Annotated in this window: 19 protein-coding genes and 1 pseudogene; 11 read left to right on the forward strand and 9 right to left on the reverse strand. The window is 70.9% G+C overall.

Features of this window, described 5'->3' with window-relative positions:
- Positions 1-125 precede the first annotated feature (125 nt).
- The 4 genes and pseudogenes from C461_RS10270 to glyA form a co-directional block, all read right to left on the reverse strand.
- Positions 126-1,124, reverse strand: coding sequence for an ornithine cyclodeaminase family protein (locus C461_RS10270; RefSeq protein WP_008000973.1), 999 nt, complete (start codon positions 1,122-1,124; stop codon positions 126-128).
- A 224-nt stretch (positions 1,125-1,348) separates the two neighbouring features.
- Positions 1,349-1,552 (reverse strand): annotated as a pseudogene (locus C461_RS16300) (hypothetical protein); the annotation flags it as partial.
- A 181-nt stretch (positions 1,553-1,733) separates the two neighbouring features.
- Complete coding sequence (locus tag C461_RS10280) at positions 1,734-2,144, reverse strand: DUF3054 domain-containing protein (RefSeq protein WP_008000977.1); 411 nt, start codon at positions 2,142-2,144, stop codon at positions 1,734-1,736.
- A gap of 136 nt (positions 2,145-2,280) precedes the next feature.
- The gene (glyA, locus tag C461_RS10285) at positions 2,281-3,528 is read right to left on the reverse strand and encodes a serine hydroxymethyltransferase (protein WP_008000979.1); all 1,248 of its coding nucleotides are present in this window, start codon (positions 3,526-3,528) and stop codon (positions 2,281-2,283) included.
- A gap of 225 nt (positions 3,529-3,753) precedes the next feature.
- On the opposite strand from glyA, the gene tbsP reads away from it, so the two are divergent.
- The 10 genes from tbsP (at position 3,754) to C461_RS10335 (ending at position 13,063) form a co-directional block, all read left to right on the forward strand.
- Positions 3,754-4,569: a transcriptional regulator TbsP gene (tbsP, locus tag C461_RS10290; protein ID WP_049906537.1), complete on the forward strand. Its 816-nt coding sequence runs from the start codon at positions 3,754-3,756 to the stop codon at positions 4,567-4,569.
- A 107-nt stretch (positions 4,570-4,676) separates the two neighbouring features.
- Positions 4,677-6,368: a YcaO-like family protein gene (locus C461_RS10295; RefSeq protein ID WP_008000982.1), complete on the forward strand. Its 1,692-nt coding sequence runs from the start codon at positions 4,677-4,679 to the stop codon at positions 6,366-6,368.
- A 58-nt stretch (positions 6,369-6,426) separates the two neighbouring features.
- The gene (locus C461_RS10300) at positions 6,427-6,765 is read left to right on the forward strand and encodes a cupin domain-containing protein (protein ID WP_008000983.1); all 339 of its coding nucleotides are present in this window, start codon (positions 6,427-6,429) and stop codon (positions 6,763-6,765) included.
- Between the two features lie 168 nt (positions 6,766-6,933).
- Complete coding sequence (locus C461_RS10305) at positions 6,934-8,013, forward strand: beta-ribofuranosylaminobenzene 5'-phosphate synthase family protein (RefSeq protein ID WP_008000984.1); 1,080 nt, start codon at positions 6,934-6,936, stop codon at positions 8,011-8,013.
- Between the two features lie 25 nt (positions 8,014-8,038).
- Positions 8,039-8,875, forward strand: coding sequence for an RAD55 family ATPase (locus C461_RS10310; protein ID WP_008000985.1), 837 nt, complete (start codon positions 8,039-8,041; stop codon positions 8,873-8,875).
- 96 nt (positions 8,876-8,971) lie between these two features.
- Positions 8,972-9,886, forward strand: a complete 915-nt coding sequence (locus tag C461_RS10315; RefSeq protein WP_008000986.1) for a hypothetical protein — start codon at positions 8,972-8,974, stop codon at positions 9,884-9,886.
- Positions 9,883-10,584, forward strand: a complete 702-nt coding sequence (locus C461_RS10320; protein WP_008000987.1) for a hypothetical protein — start codon at positions 9,883-9,885, stop codon at positions 10,582-10,584. Before C461_RS10315 ends, C461_RS10320 begins: the two co-directional genes overlap by 4 nt.
- 94 nt (positions 10,585-10,678) lie before the next feature.
- Complete coding sequence (locus tag C461_RS10325; protein ID WP_008000989.1) at positions 10,679-11,800, forward strand: putative sulfate/molybdate transporter; 1,122 nt, start codon at positions 10,679-10,681, stop codon at positions 11,798-11,800.
- 329 nt (positions 11,801-12,129) lie between these two features.
- Entirely contained in the window at positions 12,130-12,459 is a 330-nt protein-coding gene (locus C461_RS10330; protein WP_008000992.1) for a transcription factor S, read from the forward strand.
- Positions 12,460-12,544: 85 nt separating this feature from the next.
- On the forward strand, positions 12,545-13,063 hold the full coding sequence (locus C461_RS10335; protein WP_008000994.1) for a hypothetical protein: 519 nt from the start codon (positions 12,545-12,547) through the stop codon (positions 13,061-13,063).
- Positions 13,064-13,092: 29 nt separating this feature from the next.
- Here C461_RS10335 and C461_RS10340 read toward each other — a convergent pair whose 3' ends face one another.
- Genes C461_RS10340 through C461_RS10355 form a run of 4 tightly spaced genes read right to left on the reverse strand, consistent with a single transcriptional unit; the run spans position 13,093 to position 15,895 of the window.
- Positions 13,093-13,719, reverse strand: coding sequence for an alpha/beta hydrolase (locus tag C461_RS10340; protein ID WP_008000996.1), 627 nt, complete (start codon positions 13,717-13,719; stop codon positions 13,093-13,095).
- Between the two features lie 31 nt (positions 13,720-13,750).
- Positions 13,751-14,149 (reverse strand): DUF5778 family protein, encoded by a 399-nt coding sequence (locus C461_RS10345; protein WP_008000998.1) that lies wholly within the window; start codon positions 14,147-14,149, stop codon positions 13,751-13,753.
- A 38-nt stretch (positions 14,150-14,187) separates the two neighbouring features.
- On the reverse strand, positions 14,188-15,204 hold the full coding sequence (locus tag C461_RS10350) for an A/G-specific adenine glycosylase (RefSeq protein WP_008001001.1): 1,017 nt from the start codon (positions 15,202-15,204) through the stop codon (positions 14,188-14,190).
- A gap of 25 nt (positions 15,205-15,229) precedes the next feature.
- Entirely contained in the window at positions 15,230-15,895 is a 666-nt protein-coding gene (locus tag C461_RS10355) for a DUF7384 family protein (RefSeq protein ID WP_008001003.1), read from the reverse strand.
- 115 nt (positions 15,896-16,010) lie between these two features.
- Between C461_RS10355 and C461_RS10360 the strand changes: the two genes are divergently transcribed.
- Positions 16,011-17,051: a hypothetical protein gene (locus C461_RS10360; protein ID WP_008001004.1), complete on the forward strand. Its 1,041-nt coding sequence runs from the start codon at positions 16,011-16,013 to the stop codon at positions 17,049-17,051.
- 72 nt (positions 17,052-17,123) lie between these two features.
- Here the strand turns inward: C461_RS10360 and C461_RS10365 are convergent, their stop codons facing one another.
- Positions 17,124-17,663 (reverse strand): hypothetical protein, encoded by a 540-nt coding sequence (locus tag C461_RS10365; protein ID WP_008001006.1) that lies wholly within the window; start codon positions 17,661-17,663, stop codon positions 17,124-17,126.
- Positions 17,664-17,666: the final 3 nt, after the last annotated feature.

The raw sequence follows: 17,666 nt of genomic DNA on the forward strand, positions 1-17,666 counted from the left end.
TGGAGAGGCGTGAGGCCGCGGTGTGGTGCGGTCGGAGCCTCGGAGGTGGTCACCGCGCCAGCGACGATTTATAACCGAACGACGAGGGCGTTGGAGGCGCTCACCGCCAACGCACTGATGCGGTATTACTGCCCCGTAAGCGCCTCGCTCGCGGGCGCGAAGTCGATCGTCTTGCCTCGCCCCTTCTCGCTCGCCCGCTTATAAAGCATGTGCGCGGCCGCGACCGTCTCGATCCCGGTCCCGCCGGAGTCGAACACCGTCACCTCGTCGTCGCTCGTCCGGCCCGGATGCTCGCCGGCAACGACCTCACCCAAGTCGGCCGCGACGTGGTCCTCGTCGACGAGCCCCGCCTCGATCGCCGCGAGGAACGACCCCGCGTCCTGCGTCGCCCGCTCGCGAATGTCGGGGACGTACGTCGCCCGCGCGATCAGCTCGGGCGGCAGCTCGTTCTTCTTCGGGTGGTACTGCCCCATCGCCGTCACGTGGGTGCCGGGCTCGACGTCCGCGTCGTCGATCACGGGCTCGCTCGCGGTCGTCGCGGTGATCACCACATCGGCGCCGGCGACCGCCTCGCTCGCGCTGGCGACCGCCGACACGTCGGCGTCGAGCCGTCCGGCGAACGCCTCGGCGAACGCCTCGCGGTTCTCGGAGGTCGGCGAGAAGACGCGCACCGCCTCGAACTCGCGGACGGTCGCGGTGGTCGCGAGCTGACCGCGGGCCTGCGCGCCGCTGCCGATGACGGCGACTTCGGTCGCGTCCGCGCGGGCGAGCGCGTCGACGGCGACCGCACCCGCGGCGCCCGTCTTAAACGGGTTCATCGAGGCGCCGTCGAGCAGCGCGAGCGGCTCGCCGGACGCGGCGTCGAACAGCGGCGTCATGAACCACGCGTCCTCGGCGCCGAAGCCGGCGGAGTAGGTGTACCCGCCCATCGCGCCCGTCTCGGGGAGCACGGCGGCGTACGTGGTGAGCATGCCCGGCGGCTCGCGGTTGAACAGCTTCGTTCGCGGCTCCGCGGGCGCGCCCTCACCGATCTGCCGGTAGGCGTCGCGGACGACCGCGACGTAGTCGGCCGGCTCGGCGAGGTCGTCGACGTCGGCGCTCGACAGGAACAGGGCGTCGGTCATACGCGACCGCTCGGCGCGGAGCGACTAAACGGTACAGGAAAGCGGAACCGCCCTCGAACGCGCGATCACCTCTCTCAGTCGGACGCGCCGCCCGTCCGCGACCGCCCGGAGTACCGATCGAACGGGCGGTTGACGGCCCCGCCGTCCGACGGTCCGTCCGGTCGATCGAACGAGTGTCCGACCGATCGTCCCGTCGTCGATCCGTCCGGCCGCCTCGTGGGCGATCCGCCCGCCCGCCCGCCGGCCGCGCGTCCCTCGCCGTCGACTGGACCGTTGACAAACATCGCGTGGGCGATGAGCCCCGCCGCCGCCGCGGCGCCCGCGGGGAGCGCCGCCGTCAGCGACAGCCCGACCAAGTTCAAAAAGGCGGTCACACCGATCAGAGCGGCCGGGATGAGTCCGAGAATGTAGTCGTAGTAGCCAGTCATACTCAGCCGTATACTAGTGCAAAATGCCTATTAAATTTTTCTCGTGGTTCGGTGTGTGACGTGCCGAGTTCACACCGAAGTTTCTCATAAGTTATGGCGGCGATGAGTCGGCGGCGCACAAAACACGACGACCCGCGAAAAACGAACGAACCGCAAAAAGCAGCCGGTGCGCGGCGTGCGCCTACCGGAGTTTGAAGTACAGCGCGCGCCACCCGCCGAGCGCGACCGAACCGAGCACGAGCATGATCACGATGAACGCGGGCGCGGCGCCGCCGGAGAAGACGAACGCGCGGAGCACGAAGCCGACCGCGGCCGCCGGGATCCACGACCGGATCACGAGCGGAACCGACGACTTCGCGGTCTCGACTGCGCCGGCCGAGTACGCGCCCACGAGCGGCGCGACGAGGACCCAGCCGATGAGGAAGGGCGCGTACACTTCGAGCAGGTACAGGGGGTTCGCCGCCAGGAACTCCGGCGCCTGGTGGCTGAGCGTCCCCACGGTCAACAGCGCGATCAACGCGAGCAGGTCACCGACCGCGAGCGGTACGGCACCCCGATCGAGACGGCGAGCGAGGAACGACGAGTCGTCCATGTCGAGCCGTCGGGGCCGCGCCTACTTTGTACGTACGGATTCGGTCCGGCGGTGACCGCCCGGCGGGAGCGGTGTCGATCGCGGCGTCGGTAAGGGGTCAGCGAGCGGGTCGACGATCGTGGCGCCGATCGCGGCGCTACTCGTAGAGCGGGTGCTCCTCGCAGAGTTCGACGACGCGCTCGCCGACCTCGTAGATGACGTCCTCGCTGTCGACGTTGTCGATGACTCGGTAGATGAGGTCGCCGACCTCGGCGATGACCTCCTCGTCGAAGCCGCGGGTGGTGACCCCGGCGGTGCCGACGCGGATGCCCGACGGGTTGAACGGCGAGCGCGTCTCGCCCGGTACCGTGTTCCCGTTGAGCACGATGTTCGCCGCCGCGAGCGCGTCCTCGGCGTCGCCGCCCGGCAGGTCCGGATGCGAGTCGCGGAGGTCGACCAGGACGAGGTGGTTGTCGGTGCCGCCCGAGACGAGCGAGAGGCCGTGGCCCTGCAGCGTTTCCGCGAGCACCTCGGCGTTGTCGACGACTTGCTGTGCGTACTCGTCGAATTCCGGTTCGAGCGCCTCCTTGAATCCGACCGCCTTGCCGGCGACGTTGTGCATCAGCGGGCCGCCCTGCCCGCCGGGGAACACCGCCTTGTCGATGTCGTCGGCGAACTGCTCGTCACACATCACGATCCCGCCGCGGCCGGCGCGGATCGTCTTGTGCGTCGAGCCGGTGACGAAGTCGGCGACCCCGACGGGCGAGGGGTGAACGCCCGCGGCGACGAGTCCGGTGATGTGCGCGATGTCGGCGAGGTGGTAGGCGTCGACCGCGTCGGCGGCCGCCTGGATCTCCTCCCAGTCGACCGTCCGCGGGTACGCGGAGTACCCGGAGACGATGATGTCGGGCTCGAACGACTCGGCGGCCTCGCGCAGCCCTTCGTAGTCGATGTAGCCGGTGTCGGCGTCGACCTCGTACTGTTCGACCTCGTAGATCTGCCCCGTGAAGTTCGCGGGGTGGCCGTGCGAGAGGTGCCCGCCGTGGGTCAGATCGAGCGAGAGGATCTTGTCGCCCGGGTCGAGTACCGCGTAGTAGACGGCCTGGTTGGCCTGCGTGCCGGAGTGCGGCTGGACGTTGACGTGGTCGGCGCCCCACAGCGCTTTCGCGCGCTCGATCGCGAGCTCCTCGACGTCGTCGGCGTACTCGCAGCCGGCGTAGTACCGAGCCCCGGGGTACCCCTCGGCGTACTTGTTGGTGAGGACGCTCCCCTGCGCCTCCAGGACGGCCTCGCTGACGTGGTTCTCGCTGGCGATCATCGCGAGCGTCTGCTCCTGTCTGTCGCGCTCGCCCGCCAGCGCGTCGGCGACTGCCGGGTCGACTTCCCGGACGTGCTCTGTGTCCATGTACGAACGCCGGTTCGATCGCGCATTAATCCTTCCGTCACGGCAGCGACGCCGGGCGGCTCATTGACGACCGGTGACGGCTGACGACGCCGGGCGGTCGAGGGCGTCCCGATCCCGAATCGCTGATCTCCGATTTTCGGCGGTTTAGGGGCCTGATAACGGGTTGTTCACTCTCGATATCCCGTTAATATTAAATACGCAACTTGCTTTTATCCGGAGAGATATATGGTATCGAATTTGTTGGAGGCAGACGTCGAGAACGTCCTTGAGACGGCGTTCACCGGGGGCGACGAGGAGCTGCTCGTCGTCGACCCCTCCGCGGAGACGATCGTATCGCTGATCGAGGCCGCCGTCGACCGTGACGACCTCCCGTCGATGTCGATGCTCGCCGACGAACGGACCCTGAAGGAGGTGATGGACGACTTCCTCGTCGCGTCGAAGGCCGCCGATCTCGTCGCTGACGGGCGGCTCACGCTTCGCGTGCTCGCGGACGAGGTCGACAACTCGCTTTTCGTTTCGGCGTCGCGCGTCGTCGCGCTCGTGAGTTCCGGCGAGCGCGTGGCCGCGCTCTCGACGGACGACGGCGAGTTCGTCGACGCGGTTTTCGAGACCCACAGCGCCGCCTTCGAGGCGGCCGAGGAGTTCGGGCTCCGAACCCCCGCTATCAGTCGCGTCCGAGAGACGCTGGCGGCGGAGATCGACGAGGAGACCCGCGACGACTTCGACGCGGTGCTCGCCTCGATCGGTTCGGCCGACGGGGAGGGCGACACGCTCGACGAGGTGACGGTCTCCCTGCTCGTGGCCGCGAAAAACGACGTGCTCCTCTACGACATCTCGAAATGGGGCGAAGACGTCGGGATCGCCTCGAAAGCGACGTTCTCCCGCACGAAAACCCGGCTCGAGGACCTCGGGATCATCGACACCGAAAAGGTCCCGATCGACGTCGGTCGGCCGCGGCTCCGCCTGAAACTCGGCGACGAGCGGCTTCACGGCGTCGGCGCCGACGAACTCGCCGGCGTCGTCGCCGAGATCATGGCGTAGATTCGAAGACCGGAACTCGAGACGCGCGGCGTCGACGCCCCCCGGTCGCCGGCGACTCGAACGCCTCCACCCGCGGCTTTTTTCCGCTGCTTCGCGTCGGAGCGCACATGGACATCGGACTTGTCGGCGAGGGCCCCGCGGTCGACGCCGTCGGCGCCGCGCTCGGCGACGTGGACGTGAACGTGCTGCCGGTCGAGACGGGGCTTTTGGACGGGGTCGACCTCGCAGTCGTCGTCGACACCGCCGGATCGGCGGCGTTCGAGGCCGCGAACGACCTGCTCGACCGCTGGGTCGCGATCGAAGTGGGCGGGGTCGGCGGCGTTCCCCTCGAGGAGGTCGACGCCGCTGTGACCGTCTTCGACGACGCCTGCTACGACTGCCTTCGCCGGCGAGTCGTGAGCGGCGGGGCAGAGCCGGCCGACGCGCCGCGCGGGCGCCGCTCGGCGGTGCGCTACGCGGGGGCCGTGGCCGGTCGGCGGACGATCCAACTCCTCGCGGGCGACGCAGTCGCCGACACGGTCGTCGAGGTTCCCGGCCCCGAACGGACGCTCCTCCCGGTGCCGGGGTGTGAGTGCGGGACCGATCCCAGCGACGCGCTGCCGCGATCCCACGAGGAGCGGTCGCTGTCGGCCGCCATCGAACGCGCCGAGCGGGCGGTCGACCCGCGGATCGGCGCGCTCTCAGAGGTCGGCGAGCAGGAGTCGTTCCCGGTGCCGTACTACGTCGCGCGGACCGCGGACACGACGCCCTTCTCCGACGCGCGGGCCGCCGAGTTCGGGGGCGGCGTCGACGCGGACTGGGACGGCGCGTTCATGAAGGCGCTCGGCGAGGGGTTAGAGCGGTACGCCGCGGGAATCTACCGCGAGGCGTCGTTCACCCGCGCCGCGGCCGCGACCGTTCCGAACCCGGTGACGCCGGCGGCGTTCGTCCGCCCCGAGAGCGCGGCGGCCTACGACCGGGACGACCGGCTCGCGTGGGTCACGGGCGCGGACCTCGCGACCGGCGACGTAGCGAGTCTCCCGGCCGAGTTCGTCCACTTCCCGCCGCCGCAGCGCCGGTACCGCCCCGCGATCACGACGGGGCTCGGATTGGGGAACTCCGGCCCCGAGGCGGCGCTGTCGGGGCTGTACGAGGCGATCGAGCGCGACGCGACGATGACGAGTTGGTACTCGACCGCCGACCCGCTGGGGATCGAGATCGACGACCCGGTCGTCGCGGAGCTGGAGAAGCGCGCACGCGCCGAGTCGCTCTCGGTGACCCCGCTTCTGGTCACGACCGACGTCGACGTGCCCGTCGTCGCCGTCGGCGTCCACCGCGACGGCGAGTGGCCGCGGTTCGCCGCGGGGTCCGGTGCGGACCTCGATCCGGTCGCCGCCGCGCGGAGCGCGCTCGCGGAGGCGCTCCAGAACTGGACTGAGCTCCGGTCGATGGGCGAGGACGCCGCCGACGGAGAGGGCGCCGCGATAGGGCATCACGCCGGCTTCCCCGACGAGACGCGGGCGTTCTTCGACCCGGACGCGTCGGTCCCCGCCGACTCGCTCGGCGACCCGGCGCTTTCGGGCGCCGAGGAGCTCGACGCCGTCGTCGAGCGCGTCGAGGCGGTCGGGCTCGACGCCTACGTCGCCCGGCTCACGACCCGAGACCTCGCCGCGCTCGGCTTCGAGGCGGTCCGAGTGCTCGTTCCGGGCGCGCAGCCGCTGTTTACGGGTGACCCCTTCTTCGGTGACCGCGCCCACGACGTGCCCCGATCGATGGGGTTCGAGCCGGCGCTCGACAAGCCGTACCACCCGTTCCCGTGACGGCCCCGCCGCTTGCCCCATCCTGCCGGTTTAAGTCGCTCGCGGTGCCGGTTCCGCCATGGACGTAGTTCAGGACGCGGACGTCGAGGCGGTCGAGGCGGTCGAGGACGTCTTCCTCACGCAGGGCGCCGCCGGCGAGAAGATGAGCGTACAGGAGTTCGTCATCGAGCCGGGCGCCGACGTCCCGACCCACGACCACCCGCACGAGCAGGTCGGCGTGATCACCGCGGGGACCGCGACGTTCGTCGTCGACGGCGAGGACATCCTGGTCGGCCCGGGCGACACGTACGTCATCCCGAGCGGCGAGCCGCACGCGGCGCGCAACGACGGCGACGACCCCGTCGTCGGCTACGACATCTTCTCGCCGCCGCGGACGAACCCGGACTGGCAGGAGTGAGTCGGCGGCGGCGCACCGTCGACGGCGATTTATAAGCCGAGCGAGTGGCGAGAACGGCCATTTATAAATAAGACGCGTAGCCGGCGCGGTCGGCTCGCCCCGCGTTCCGGGGCAACTCCCGCCACAGTCGGCCGCCCTTTATGAGTCCGTCCCGAACGGAGAGTAAGCATGGCACGCGCGAGCGCCGGGGGACGGCTCCACTTCGGGTTCTGTAACCTGAGCCTGTCGCACGAGCGGCTGTACGGCGCCCTCGGTCTCGGGCTCGCGGAGCCGCGCGTCGTCGTCGACGCGGAGCGGGCGGACGCGGTGAGGGTCGCGGTCGACGGTTCCGGCGGCGGTTCCGGCACCGGTTCCGACGGCGGTGCCAGCACCGGTTCCGACGGCGGCCCCGACCGTTCCGTCGCCGCCGACGTTCGCGAGTACGCGGCGGTCGCCGCCGACCTCCTCGGCGTCGACGGCGCTCGGGTCACCGTCCGCGAGTCGTTACCGCGCCACGCCGGGCTCGGCAGCGGAACGCAGTTGGCCGCGGCGACGCTCGCGGCCGTCGCGGCCGCCCACGACCGCCCGGCCCGCGTTCGAGAGCGCGCTCCGGCGCTCGGTCGGGGCGGTCGATCGGGGATCGGCGTCGCCACGTTCGAGGGCGGCGGCTTCGTCCTCGACGCGGGCCACCCGACCGCCCGGTTCACGACCGACCGGCCCGCCGACGGCGCGTGGACCGTTCCGCCGGTGGCGGCGCGCCACCCCGTCCCCAACGACTGGCGGTTCCTGCTCGTGCGCCCCGACGCGGACCCGGGGCGGAACGGGGCCGCCGAGGACGACGCGATGCGGACCGCGGTCGAGCGCGCGGAGCCGGGGCTCGCCGACCGGATCGGCGGGATCGTCACCCGCCGCGTGCTCCCGTCGATCGCGACGGGCAACGCCGAGCGGTTCGGCGCGGCGGTCGCGGAGATCGGTCGGCTCAACGGCGCGTGGTACGCCGACGAGCAGGGCGGCGTCTATCGACCGCCCGTCGGCGACGTGGTGGCGTCGCTGTCGGAGTCCGCGGCCGTGTTCGGTGCCGGCCAGTCGTCGTGGGGGCCGACGGTGTACGGCGTCACCGATACGACGCGCGCTGAGGCGGCCGCGGCGGCCGGCGAGCGCGCGCTCGACGAGGCGGGCGTCGAGGGGTCCGTCTCCGTGGTCGAGGCGGCCAACGGGGGAGCGAGGGTGCGGTCCTCGATCGACCGCTCGGACGAGCAACAACACTAAGCCGAGCGCCGACGCCTTACGGAATATGCCGAGTCTTCCGTTCGGCGTCGCCCGCCTCGACTCGATCCTCGAAGGCGGCGCGCCGCCGGGGAACGTGGTGTTGCTCGCGGGCGAGTCCGGCGCCGGCGCCCGCGAGTTCTGCTACACGAGCGCGGCGATGAACGCCCTCGCGAGCGCCGACCCGGAGCTGTTCGACCTCTACTACGGCGATCTCTCGGCCGACGCCGCGCTCCCCGAGAGCGTTCACTACGTCTCGTTCACCGCCGACACCGACGCGATCACCCGCGAGATGGGGTACGCGATGGCCGACGAGATCGTCGACGCGGCGGTCGACGAGATCGCCTTTCGCGACCTCTCTCCGGAGTTCTTCCAGCTCAGCCCGGTCCCGCGCGACTGGTACGAAGACGAGACCGCGTCGATCGCCGACCTCGGTGACCGGGGCGAGTACGAGGAGGTGCTCACCGCGTTCGGTGATTACCTGTCCGCGCACGCCGAGGGGAGCCTCGTCTGTATCGACTCCGTCACGGACCTCGTGTCGATGGTGGCGGGCGACACCGAGTGGAGCGACGTCGCGATGGTGATGAAGGGGCTAAAAAAGGCGGCCTACGACTGGGGCGGGCTCATCCTCGTGTTGGTGAACACCGACTCGATCACGGACCGGGAGTTCGGGACGCTGATGGATGCTGCCGGCGGAACGCTCCAGTTCACCTGGGAGAGCGGGGGGTCACAGCGGGCGCGGACGATGTTCGTCCGCGAGTTCCGCGGCGTGCTCTCGCGGCTGGAGGCGGAGAACATCGTCCGGTTCGAAACAGAGATCCACGAGGGCGGGTTCGACATCAGCGACGTGCGGAAGATCCGGTGACGCGCTCCCGAGCCACCGAGTATCGATTCGGAGAACGACGCGACAGCTTACTTAAGCCTGCCCGACAAACGACGCCTAGATGACGGGGGACCCGCGATGAGCGACCTCGGTCCGACCGACCGCCCGCCCGAGAATGCGATCGAGGCCGCCGTCGACGAGACCGGCGTGGGCCGCGAGGAGCTGCTGAAACGGGCGCTCGTCTCCCTCGCGGAGGCGGAGGGCATCGACATCCCCGACCCGGAGGAGGTCGCGGCGATCAGACGCGACCTCGACGACCTCGACGCAGACGTCGACGAGAAGGTCACGGATCTCCGCGAGCGCTTCGTGGACCTGTACCGCGACGTGGAGTCGAAAGCGCCGGCCGACCACACCCACGAGGAGACCGCGGACCGGCTCGACGAGGTGGCGGCGGACGCGACCAGAGCGGCGGCGGACGCGTCCCAAGCGGCTGCGAACGCGACCGACGCGGCCGAGACGGCGGCGGCGGCCGAGGCGTCGGTCGAAACGGCTCTCGACGAACTCGACGAACTCGACGACCGGCTCGCGCGAGTCGAATCCCGAACGGAGGGGCTCGACGACTTGGAGTCGCGAGTGGACGGTCTGGAGTCGCGGATGGACGGTATCGACATCGAAGACGTCGACGACAAGCTCTCGCGGGTCGCGAGCGCGATCGTCAGGGTCCGGCGGCGGTTGGAGGCGGCCGAGCGCGACCGGGCCGACCGCGAGCGCCTCGACGCGCTGACGGCCGCCGCGAACCGCCACGGCGTCCGCAAGGCGAACTGCACCGAGTGCGGCGAGACGGTGGGGCTCGGGCTGTTGACGACCCCGGAGTGTCCTCACTGCGGCCGGCAGTTCGCCGAACTGGACCCGAACCCGGGCTTCCTCGGCACGTCTCGGCTGGTCGCGGAAGCGGCACCGCCGCTCGACGGCGACGTGTCCGACAGCGAGGGGGCAGACGGCGAGTCGCGCTCCGTGACCGCCCGGAACGACGTCGGTGAGAGGAGCCGATGACGGACGACACGCGTCCGGAACCGAACGACGACGGAGCGTCGGAGACGCGCGACGGAGATCCCCTGTTCGCGGCGGAAGACGAGGAAGCCGTTGACGACCCCTTCGCCGAACTCGGAGCGGGAGTCGACGGCGTCGACGGCGACGATCGAGATCGGGACCGGACGGGCGCGGCGCCGACACCGGACCCCGACTCGATCGACTCGATCGACTCGGTCGACCCGTTCGACGAGTTGGGACCGGCAGCTGACGGAGACGGAGATGACGCTTTCGACGGCGCCCTCGACGACGCTTTCGACCGGATGGACGTCGGCGAGACGACCGGTGAGAGCGTCTGGGAGGCGCTCGACGAGGACGCGGCCGGTGTCGGCGAGACCGTCGGCGCCGGTGCCGCGAGCGCCTCCGGTGACTCAAACGCCGCGAGCGCCTCCGGTGACTCCCGCGGCTCCGGCACCGTCCAAGGGCCGACGACCGCAGCCGATCGGACCGCGACCGAGAGCGAGCGCGTCGTCGACAAGCGCGCCTACTGCCAGCAGTGTCCGCACTTTTCGGCCCCTCCGGACGTGGCCTGCGGCCACGAGGGGACGACGATCGTGGAGGCGGTCGGATTCGACGAGTTCCGCGTCCGGAACTGCCCGATGGTGACGGCCGACGACGACGCGGGACTCGGCGCCGATCCCGCGTTCGACGCCGACGAGTGACGTAACCACTCCCGGTAACGACTATCTCTGACGTACTGACAGACGGTTTCTGAACACGCTCAAGAGCGTCGAGTCTCGAGTACCGATACGCGTGATGTCGACGAGAAAGGGGGATCGGTCGGGTCAGCGCGGCGTCGAGTTCAGCGCGGGCGCGTTCACCGGTGCGATAGGGGATTCGATTACGGTCGTCCCTCTCGTCGTCGCACTCGCGCTGCTGACCGACGTGTCGCTGCCCCACGCGCTGGTCGCGTTCGGCGTCTTCCAGATCGTCTGGGGCGTGCGATACGGGCTCCCGGTGTCGGTCGAGCCGATGAAGGCGCTCGCCGCGCTCGCCGTCGCCGGGGCCCTGACGTACGCCGAACTGGCGCTGGCGGGGCTCGTGCTGGGCGTCCTGCTGCTCGCCATCGGTCTCTCGGGAACGCTCGGGCGGGTCGAACGCTGGATCGGCGAGCCCGTGATCCGGGGGGTGCAGTTCGCGGTCGGGTTGATCCTCCTCGAAACGGGGCTCGATCTCGCGCTCGGCGATCCGGCGCTCGCGCTCGCGGGGGTGGCGATCGCCGCGGTCGCCGCCGCCCTCGGGCACGGGAAAGCGAGCGCGCTCGCGGTCGCGGCCGTCGGGGTGGCGCTAGCGCTGTTCGCCGCCGGGATCCCGACCGCGCAGTGGCCGGGAGCACCGCCGACGCCCGCGATCGGCGACGCGCTCACGCGGCGCACCCTCGACGGCGTGTTCGCCCAGCTCGCGATGACGATCGGTAACGCCGCGCTCGCGACCTCGCTGCTGTTCGCCGACCTGCTCGACGCCGAGGTGACGCCCGACGAGCTGTCGGCGAGCATGGGCGCGACGAACCTGCTCGCGGTCCCGCTCGGCGGGATTCCGATGTGTCACGGGTGTGACGGCGTCGCGGGTAAACACGCCTTCGGCGCGCGGACCGGCGGGGCGAACGTCGTCCTCGGCGCGGGGTACCTCGTCGCCGCGCTCTTCGCGACGCCGGCGCTCCTGTCCGCGTTTCCGGTGGCGATGCTCGGCGCGCTCCTCGCGATCGTCGCCGTCTCGCTCGCGCGGAACGCGCTCGACTCGTCGAACGTCGCGCTCTCCGTCGCGATCGGCGGGATCGCGCTGGCGACGAACGTCGGCGTCGCCTTCCTCCTCGGAATCGTCGGTCACCTCGCGTTGGAGCGCGTGCGAGCGGCTGGCGAGGGAACCAGTCAGGTATAAACAGCGTACGATTGCGGTAGTGCGCGCCTGCGAGCGCCTTTTAAAGGCGCGAACAGCGCGTGCGAGGTCGCCGGCGCTCCGCGCCGGCTGTCACCGGGCAAAGCCCGGTTGCCCGGGGGACTGCGTCCCTCGCTGCCAGAGGGACCGAAGGTCCCTCGGAGTCGGTCGCCCGGAGCGACGCGGAGGGCGGCCGACGAGGCTGGGGAGTCGTGAGGTGCGGTTGCGGTGCTCGCCGCGCGGCAACTGCTTATAAATGACCCGCACGTCGCGGCCGTCGGTCGGCGGACAGCCACCGGAGCTAAACCGTTCGATACCGTACCGGGCGATAGATGCAGTTCTGCGACGACTGCGGCTCGATGATGGTCGCTCACGACGGGGAGATGGTGTGTCAAAACGACGACTGCGGCGCGACCACCGAGCGCGACGAGTCGCTCGCGGCGCAGTTCGAGTCGACGACCGAACAGACCGGCGACGAGGTGATCGAAACCGAAGAGGGCGCGAACTTCGAGGGAAAGCCCACCGCGACCGACGTCGTCTGCGAGGAGTGCGGCCACGGCGAGGCGTGGTACACGATCAAACAGACCGGCGCCGCGGACGAGCCGCCGACGCGGTTCTTCAAGTGCAAAGAGTGCGGCCGCCGCTGGCGCGGGTACAACTGACCGGATGGCTGGTCGGCGGCTCCTCCCTTCGCTTCTCTCGCTTCCCGCGCTTCCCGCGCTCCCCGCGTTTTCCGCTCTCCCAGCCGTGCGCTCGATATCGCGGCTCGCGTGGCCGTGGCGGACGACATTCGTCGCGCTGTCCCTCGCGTTCCTCTTCGTCCGAACCACCGGGTTCTGGCGGCTCCGACTCGCTTCCGGTCGGCTCCTCGCTCGGCTCCCCGACGACGGCGTCCCCGCCCACGTTCGGGTCCTGCCGCCGCCGGCGGACGAGTACGCCGGACGACTCAGCGCGACCCCGGCCGAAACGCGGGCGCGGCTTCCCGACGCCGGGTTTTCAGAGCAGATCCGCGCCTACTTCCACGCGTACGACCGAGACGGCGAACCGGTCCACGAGGTCGGGAGTTTCGTCCACCGCCCCGGCGGCATCACCGGCGATTGGCAGGTCCACGTGCGGCTGTTCCCGGCGCCCGACGGCGGAACGGAGGTGTGGGCCCACTGGGAGCGGAACCCGTACGTCGCCCCCCGCGAACACCTCCGACGAGAGGGGTACGACCCCGCTCGCGGCGAGCGGATGGCCGCAGAGCTGATCGACGGCCTGCGGTAAGCGCGGCGGAACGGGTCTATCCGACCGACTCAGACGGCGTCCCGCAAGCGCGGCGCCAGAAACTCGGCGACCGTCTCGCCGACGTCGCCGGCCCGACCGACGAAGAAGTGATCGGACTCGAACGCGACGGTCTCGACGGCGAGCGCCTCGGCCCGCTCGACCACGGGCTTCCAGTCGGCCGTCGAGTCGCGGGTCCCGTAGACGATCCGGGCCGGGACGCCGAGCGCGACGAGGTCGTCGAGGGCGGCGACAGCGTCCACGTCGGGATTCAGGCGGGCGGTCGGCGCGAGCGCGCAGACGCCGGCGAGCCCGGGTCGGGACGCGGCCGTCACGAGCGCGACCGTGGCGCCGAACGAGAAGCCGAACAGCCCCACGCGGTCGTAGCGCTCGGTCGCCCAGCCGACGGCCGCGTCGGCGTCGGTGCTCTCGCCGTACCCCTCGTCCCAGTCGCCGTAATCGAACCGGAGACAGTCGATCCCGTGCGCGGAGAGTGCATCGCTGACGGCCGTGAGCCGCTGGTCGCCGCGGTGACCGCGCTGTTGCGGGTGGGGCGGACAGGCGACGACGACCGCGTCGGCCCGAGAGCCGTCGCTCGCGGCGGTGTCGAGGGTGCCGCGCACGTCGCGGCCGCCGGGGACGAGGACGGTGTCGGTCACGGCTGCGAAGCGTGTTCGGAGCGTGTCGTCCTCACGGGACCTGCGTCACGCGGTCGACGCCGTCGAGCGCTTCGAGATCGGCCGCGAGCGCCTCTTGATCGACGCCGGCCTCGTAGTAGAAGACCAGATCGAAGGTGCCGCTTCGGAGGAGTTGCTGGCACTCCCAGACGAACGCCTCGTCGTCGAGGGTGAGCCCCTGAAACTGGTTCGACGAGAAGTTCGTGTCGTCGTTGCCGGCCTCGATGTACGTCTCGCCTTTGCCCGCGTGGTCGGCGATGACCTCGTTGGCGTCGACGGTGAGCTCGTGCATCTCCAGGTCCTCTTGCCCCTCGAGCGTCGTGTGGACGATACAGCCGAGGAGTTCGATGTCGCCCGGCTCCAGAAGCGCCTTCGTCCGCGTGTAGAGGTCGGAGTCGACGGTTTCGCTCATGGGTTCCCTTCCGACTCCCGCGATAAACGGGTGACGGTTCACCGGCGAAGCGATACGACGGGACCGTCGTGTTCCGCCGCGTCGCCGTCGACCGCGACCAGCCCGTCCTCGGCGAGGTCGTCGACGAGTCCGCGGAGCCACTCCCGCCCGTGCTCGCCGTCGGGCGCGTAATCGACCCGAATCCGCGGGCCGAGGTCGTCGAGCGGCAGCGCGTCGTACTCGCCGAGCACGCGCACCACGCGCCCGCGGAACTGCCGCCGACTTCCCTCGAAGCTCGGCTGTGTGGGCACGTCGGGGGCGGTGAAGTCGCCGGTCCGATAGGCGTGACACCACTCGCGCCACGGGCAGCCCTCCTCGTCACAGCGGGGCGTCGTCCCGCAGGCGACGCCGCCCAATTCCATGATCGCGTTGTTCCAGACGCGAGATTCGCCGTCGGGCATCACGCGCGACGCGACCCGCTCGAACGCCGAGTCGTCGTCCGGGACCGCGAACGCGCGGTGGAGCACGCGCTTCACGTTGGTGTCGACGACGGCGTCGCCGTTGTTGAACGCGAACGACGCCACCGCGTTCGCGGTGTACGGGCCGACGCCCATCAGCGCCTGGAGCTCGGCGGGCGACTCGGGAAACGCGCCGTCGTACTCGGTTTCGACCTGCCCGGCCGCCTCGTGGAGGTACTTCGCGCGGTTGTTGTAGCCGAGCGAGTGGCCGGACCAGAACGCGACCACGTCGCCGCGGTCGGCGGCCGCCAGGGCCGCGGCCGTCGGCCACTCGTCGAGGAAGTCCTCCCACGCGGGGACGACCCGGTCGAGTTGGGTCTGCTGGCTCATCACCTCGCTGACGAGAATCTCGTACGGGTCGGCGGTGCGTCGCCACGGGAAGTCGCGGTGGTCCGCCTCGTACCAGCCGACCAGCGCGTCGCGAACCGCGTCGAGGTCGGCCGGGAGTTCGGGCGCGTCACCGCCGGTGACGGAAGTGGTGGCGTCGCCGTCGGTAGCGGCGGTGGCGTCGCCGTCGGCGGACGGGCCGCTCGTGGAGCCCGCGTCCGGATCGGTCATTACCCTCGGTCGGGTCGGCGGCGGTTTATCCGTGCTGGTCCCCGTCGGAGCGGAGCGGAGCCATCGAGCGCGGATCGCGGTCCGGGCCGGGATACTCGCCGCCGACGGCTTCCGGATAGAGCTTCGCGGGCGAGAACACGACCGCGAACGCTCGCGGTTCGCGGACGCTCACGGGCAGTCGGTCCCGCAGTCCGGCCGCGGCCCGCGGGCCGGTGAGCGACGGGTCGAGGCTCACGACCTGCATGGCGGCGCCGCGGTACGCCGACGCCAACGCCGGGTGGTCGTCCGCGGGGTGCGCGATCGGGACCCGCCACGCCTCGATCGCCGTCCGCCAGTCGGCCGCCAGCGCGGCGTCCGCGAGCGACGCGATCACCGACTCGGCGTCGTCGAGGAGGGGATCGCTAGCGACGAGCGCCGTCCACGAGTGCGAGCGCAGCGCGTCGAGCGCGTCCCTGGCCGGCCCGCCGACGAGGAGGTCCGCGGCGAGCACGTCGGCGTCGGCCACCACCCGCGCCGGACTGGGGTCGCGATCGGACGACGAGGCGTCGTGCGTCGCCTCCTCACCGTCTTCTGCGTCGTTTTCGTTCGTCTCACCGTCGCCGTCCGAACGCCGGTCGACGAGCGCCGCACGCACCGCGTCCTCGTCCACGTCGTACCGAGCGGCCCGCTCGAAAAGGTCGCCGAACGTCATACCCGATCCGTCGATCGCCAGCCGTATTCGCCTTGCGACCGCGCCGCCTCCGCGAGTTCGGCTCGACGGTCGCCGGATGCCGCCCGTTTTTACCGCTTCGACCGTACCCCGTCGTATGGGATCCCGCGATTCGTCGCTGCTCGACGCGTTCCGCGAGCCGGAGTACACGGGCGAGAACCGCTGTGTGCCGTGTACCGCGATCAACGTCGCGCTCGCCGTGGCGCTGACGGCCGTTTCGGCGGTACTGGGGCCGGTCGCCGCGCTCGCCGTCTTCACCGGATCGATGGCGAGCATCTACTTCCGCGGCTACCTCGTCCCCGGGACGCCGGAGCTAACGAAGCGGTACCTCCCCGAGCAGGTGCTCGCGCTGTTCGGGAAGGCGCCCGGCGGCCCGCGCGAGGGCTGGGAAGGCGGCGGCCCCGTGACCGTCACCGACGAGACGGCGGCGGTGACGGGCGACGACCCCGATCGGGTCGGAGCCGGTCGGGTCGTGACGGACCGCGACACCGGTGCGAGTGAGGCGGGGAGCCTCAACGACGGCACAGGGAGCGGCGGCGCCGGCTCCGACGAGCCGGAGTTCGAGACGGTCAAGCGGATCCGCGACCGGCGCGAGAACGCGGTCGACCCCGTCGAATTCCTCCTCGAAACCGGCGTCGTCGAGCCGACGGACGGGACCGAGGAGCTGGCGTTCGAGGAGACGTTCGCGGACCGGGTCGCGGCGCACGTCTCGTCGCTCGAACGCCGCGACGTCGACGTCGAGACGCTCGCGACGATGTTCGGCGTCGAACCGGACCAGGTCTCGATCGAGGACCGGCCGTACCCCGCGGTGACGGTCCGGAGACGGGTCCGCAAGTGGCCGGGCGACGGCGCGTTCCTCTCGGACGTCGCCTCGCACCTCGCGCTCGAAGACCGCACCGACCGCTGGCTGGAGGTCCCCGCCGAACAGCGGCTCTCGATCCTCCAGTCGCTCCGGTCGTTCCACACGACGTGTCCGGTGTGCGGCGGCGAGGTCGCCGCCACGGCCGACACCGTGGAGTCGTGCTGTCTGGCGCACGAGGTCGTCGCGATCCGGTGTGTGGACTGCGACGAGCACCTCCTCGAACTCGACCCGCAGGCGGTCGCCACGCCCGGAGACGACACGGGTATCACGCCGTAACGAGCGGTAACGGACCGTGCGAGACGTTCTGAGCCGTATAAGTCGTGATAAATAGCGTTGGCGCGGCGCCGATCAGCGGACGATTTCGACGGTCGTCTCCGCGGAGAGGCCGGTTCGCTCGGCGTCCGCGGTGTTGATCGCGGCGCCGATCGTGTGCGTGCCGGGCGCGGCCGGCGTCCACTCGCTGTCGGAGACGCGAACCAACTGGTCCCAGCGCTTCCGGAACTCCTTGCGCTCGCCGCGGTCGAACGCGAAGCTCCCCGCCTCCTCCGGCGGGTCCCGAAGCGGCACCTCGGAGGCCTCGACGTTGCCGTCGACCGTCCACTCCCACAGCAGCGGCGAGACCGTCGGGATCGACACCGGGAACGGCATCCGGTTGCGGATCGTCACCGCGAACGGGATCGGCTCGCCGACCGCGTACTCCTGCTCCGGCGTCTGCACGTCGACGGTGACGAACCGGTGGCGGAGCCGACGCGGCACCAACAGGTCGCTCAGCGTCGACGACGGGACCGAGCGCATGGCCTGGAGCGTCGTGTTTCGACGCCGCTCGTTCGGGACGTGCGCCTCGTCGTCGTCGCGGTGGATCGCGTCCGACTCGTAGATCCGGCGCATCGA

This window comes from Halorubrum aidingense JCM 13560, assembly GCF_000336995.1.
GTDB lineage: Archaea > Halobacteriota > Halobacteria > Halobacteriales > Haloferacaceae > Halorubrum > Halorubrum aidingense.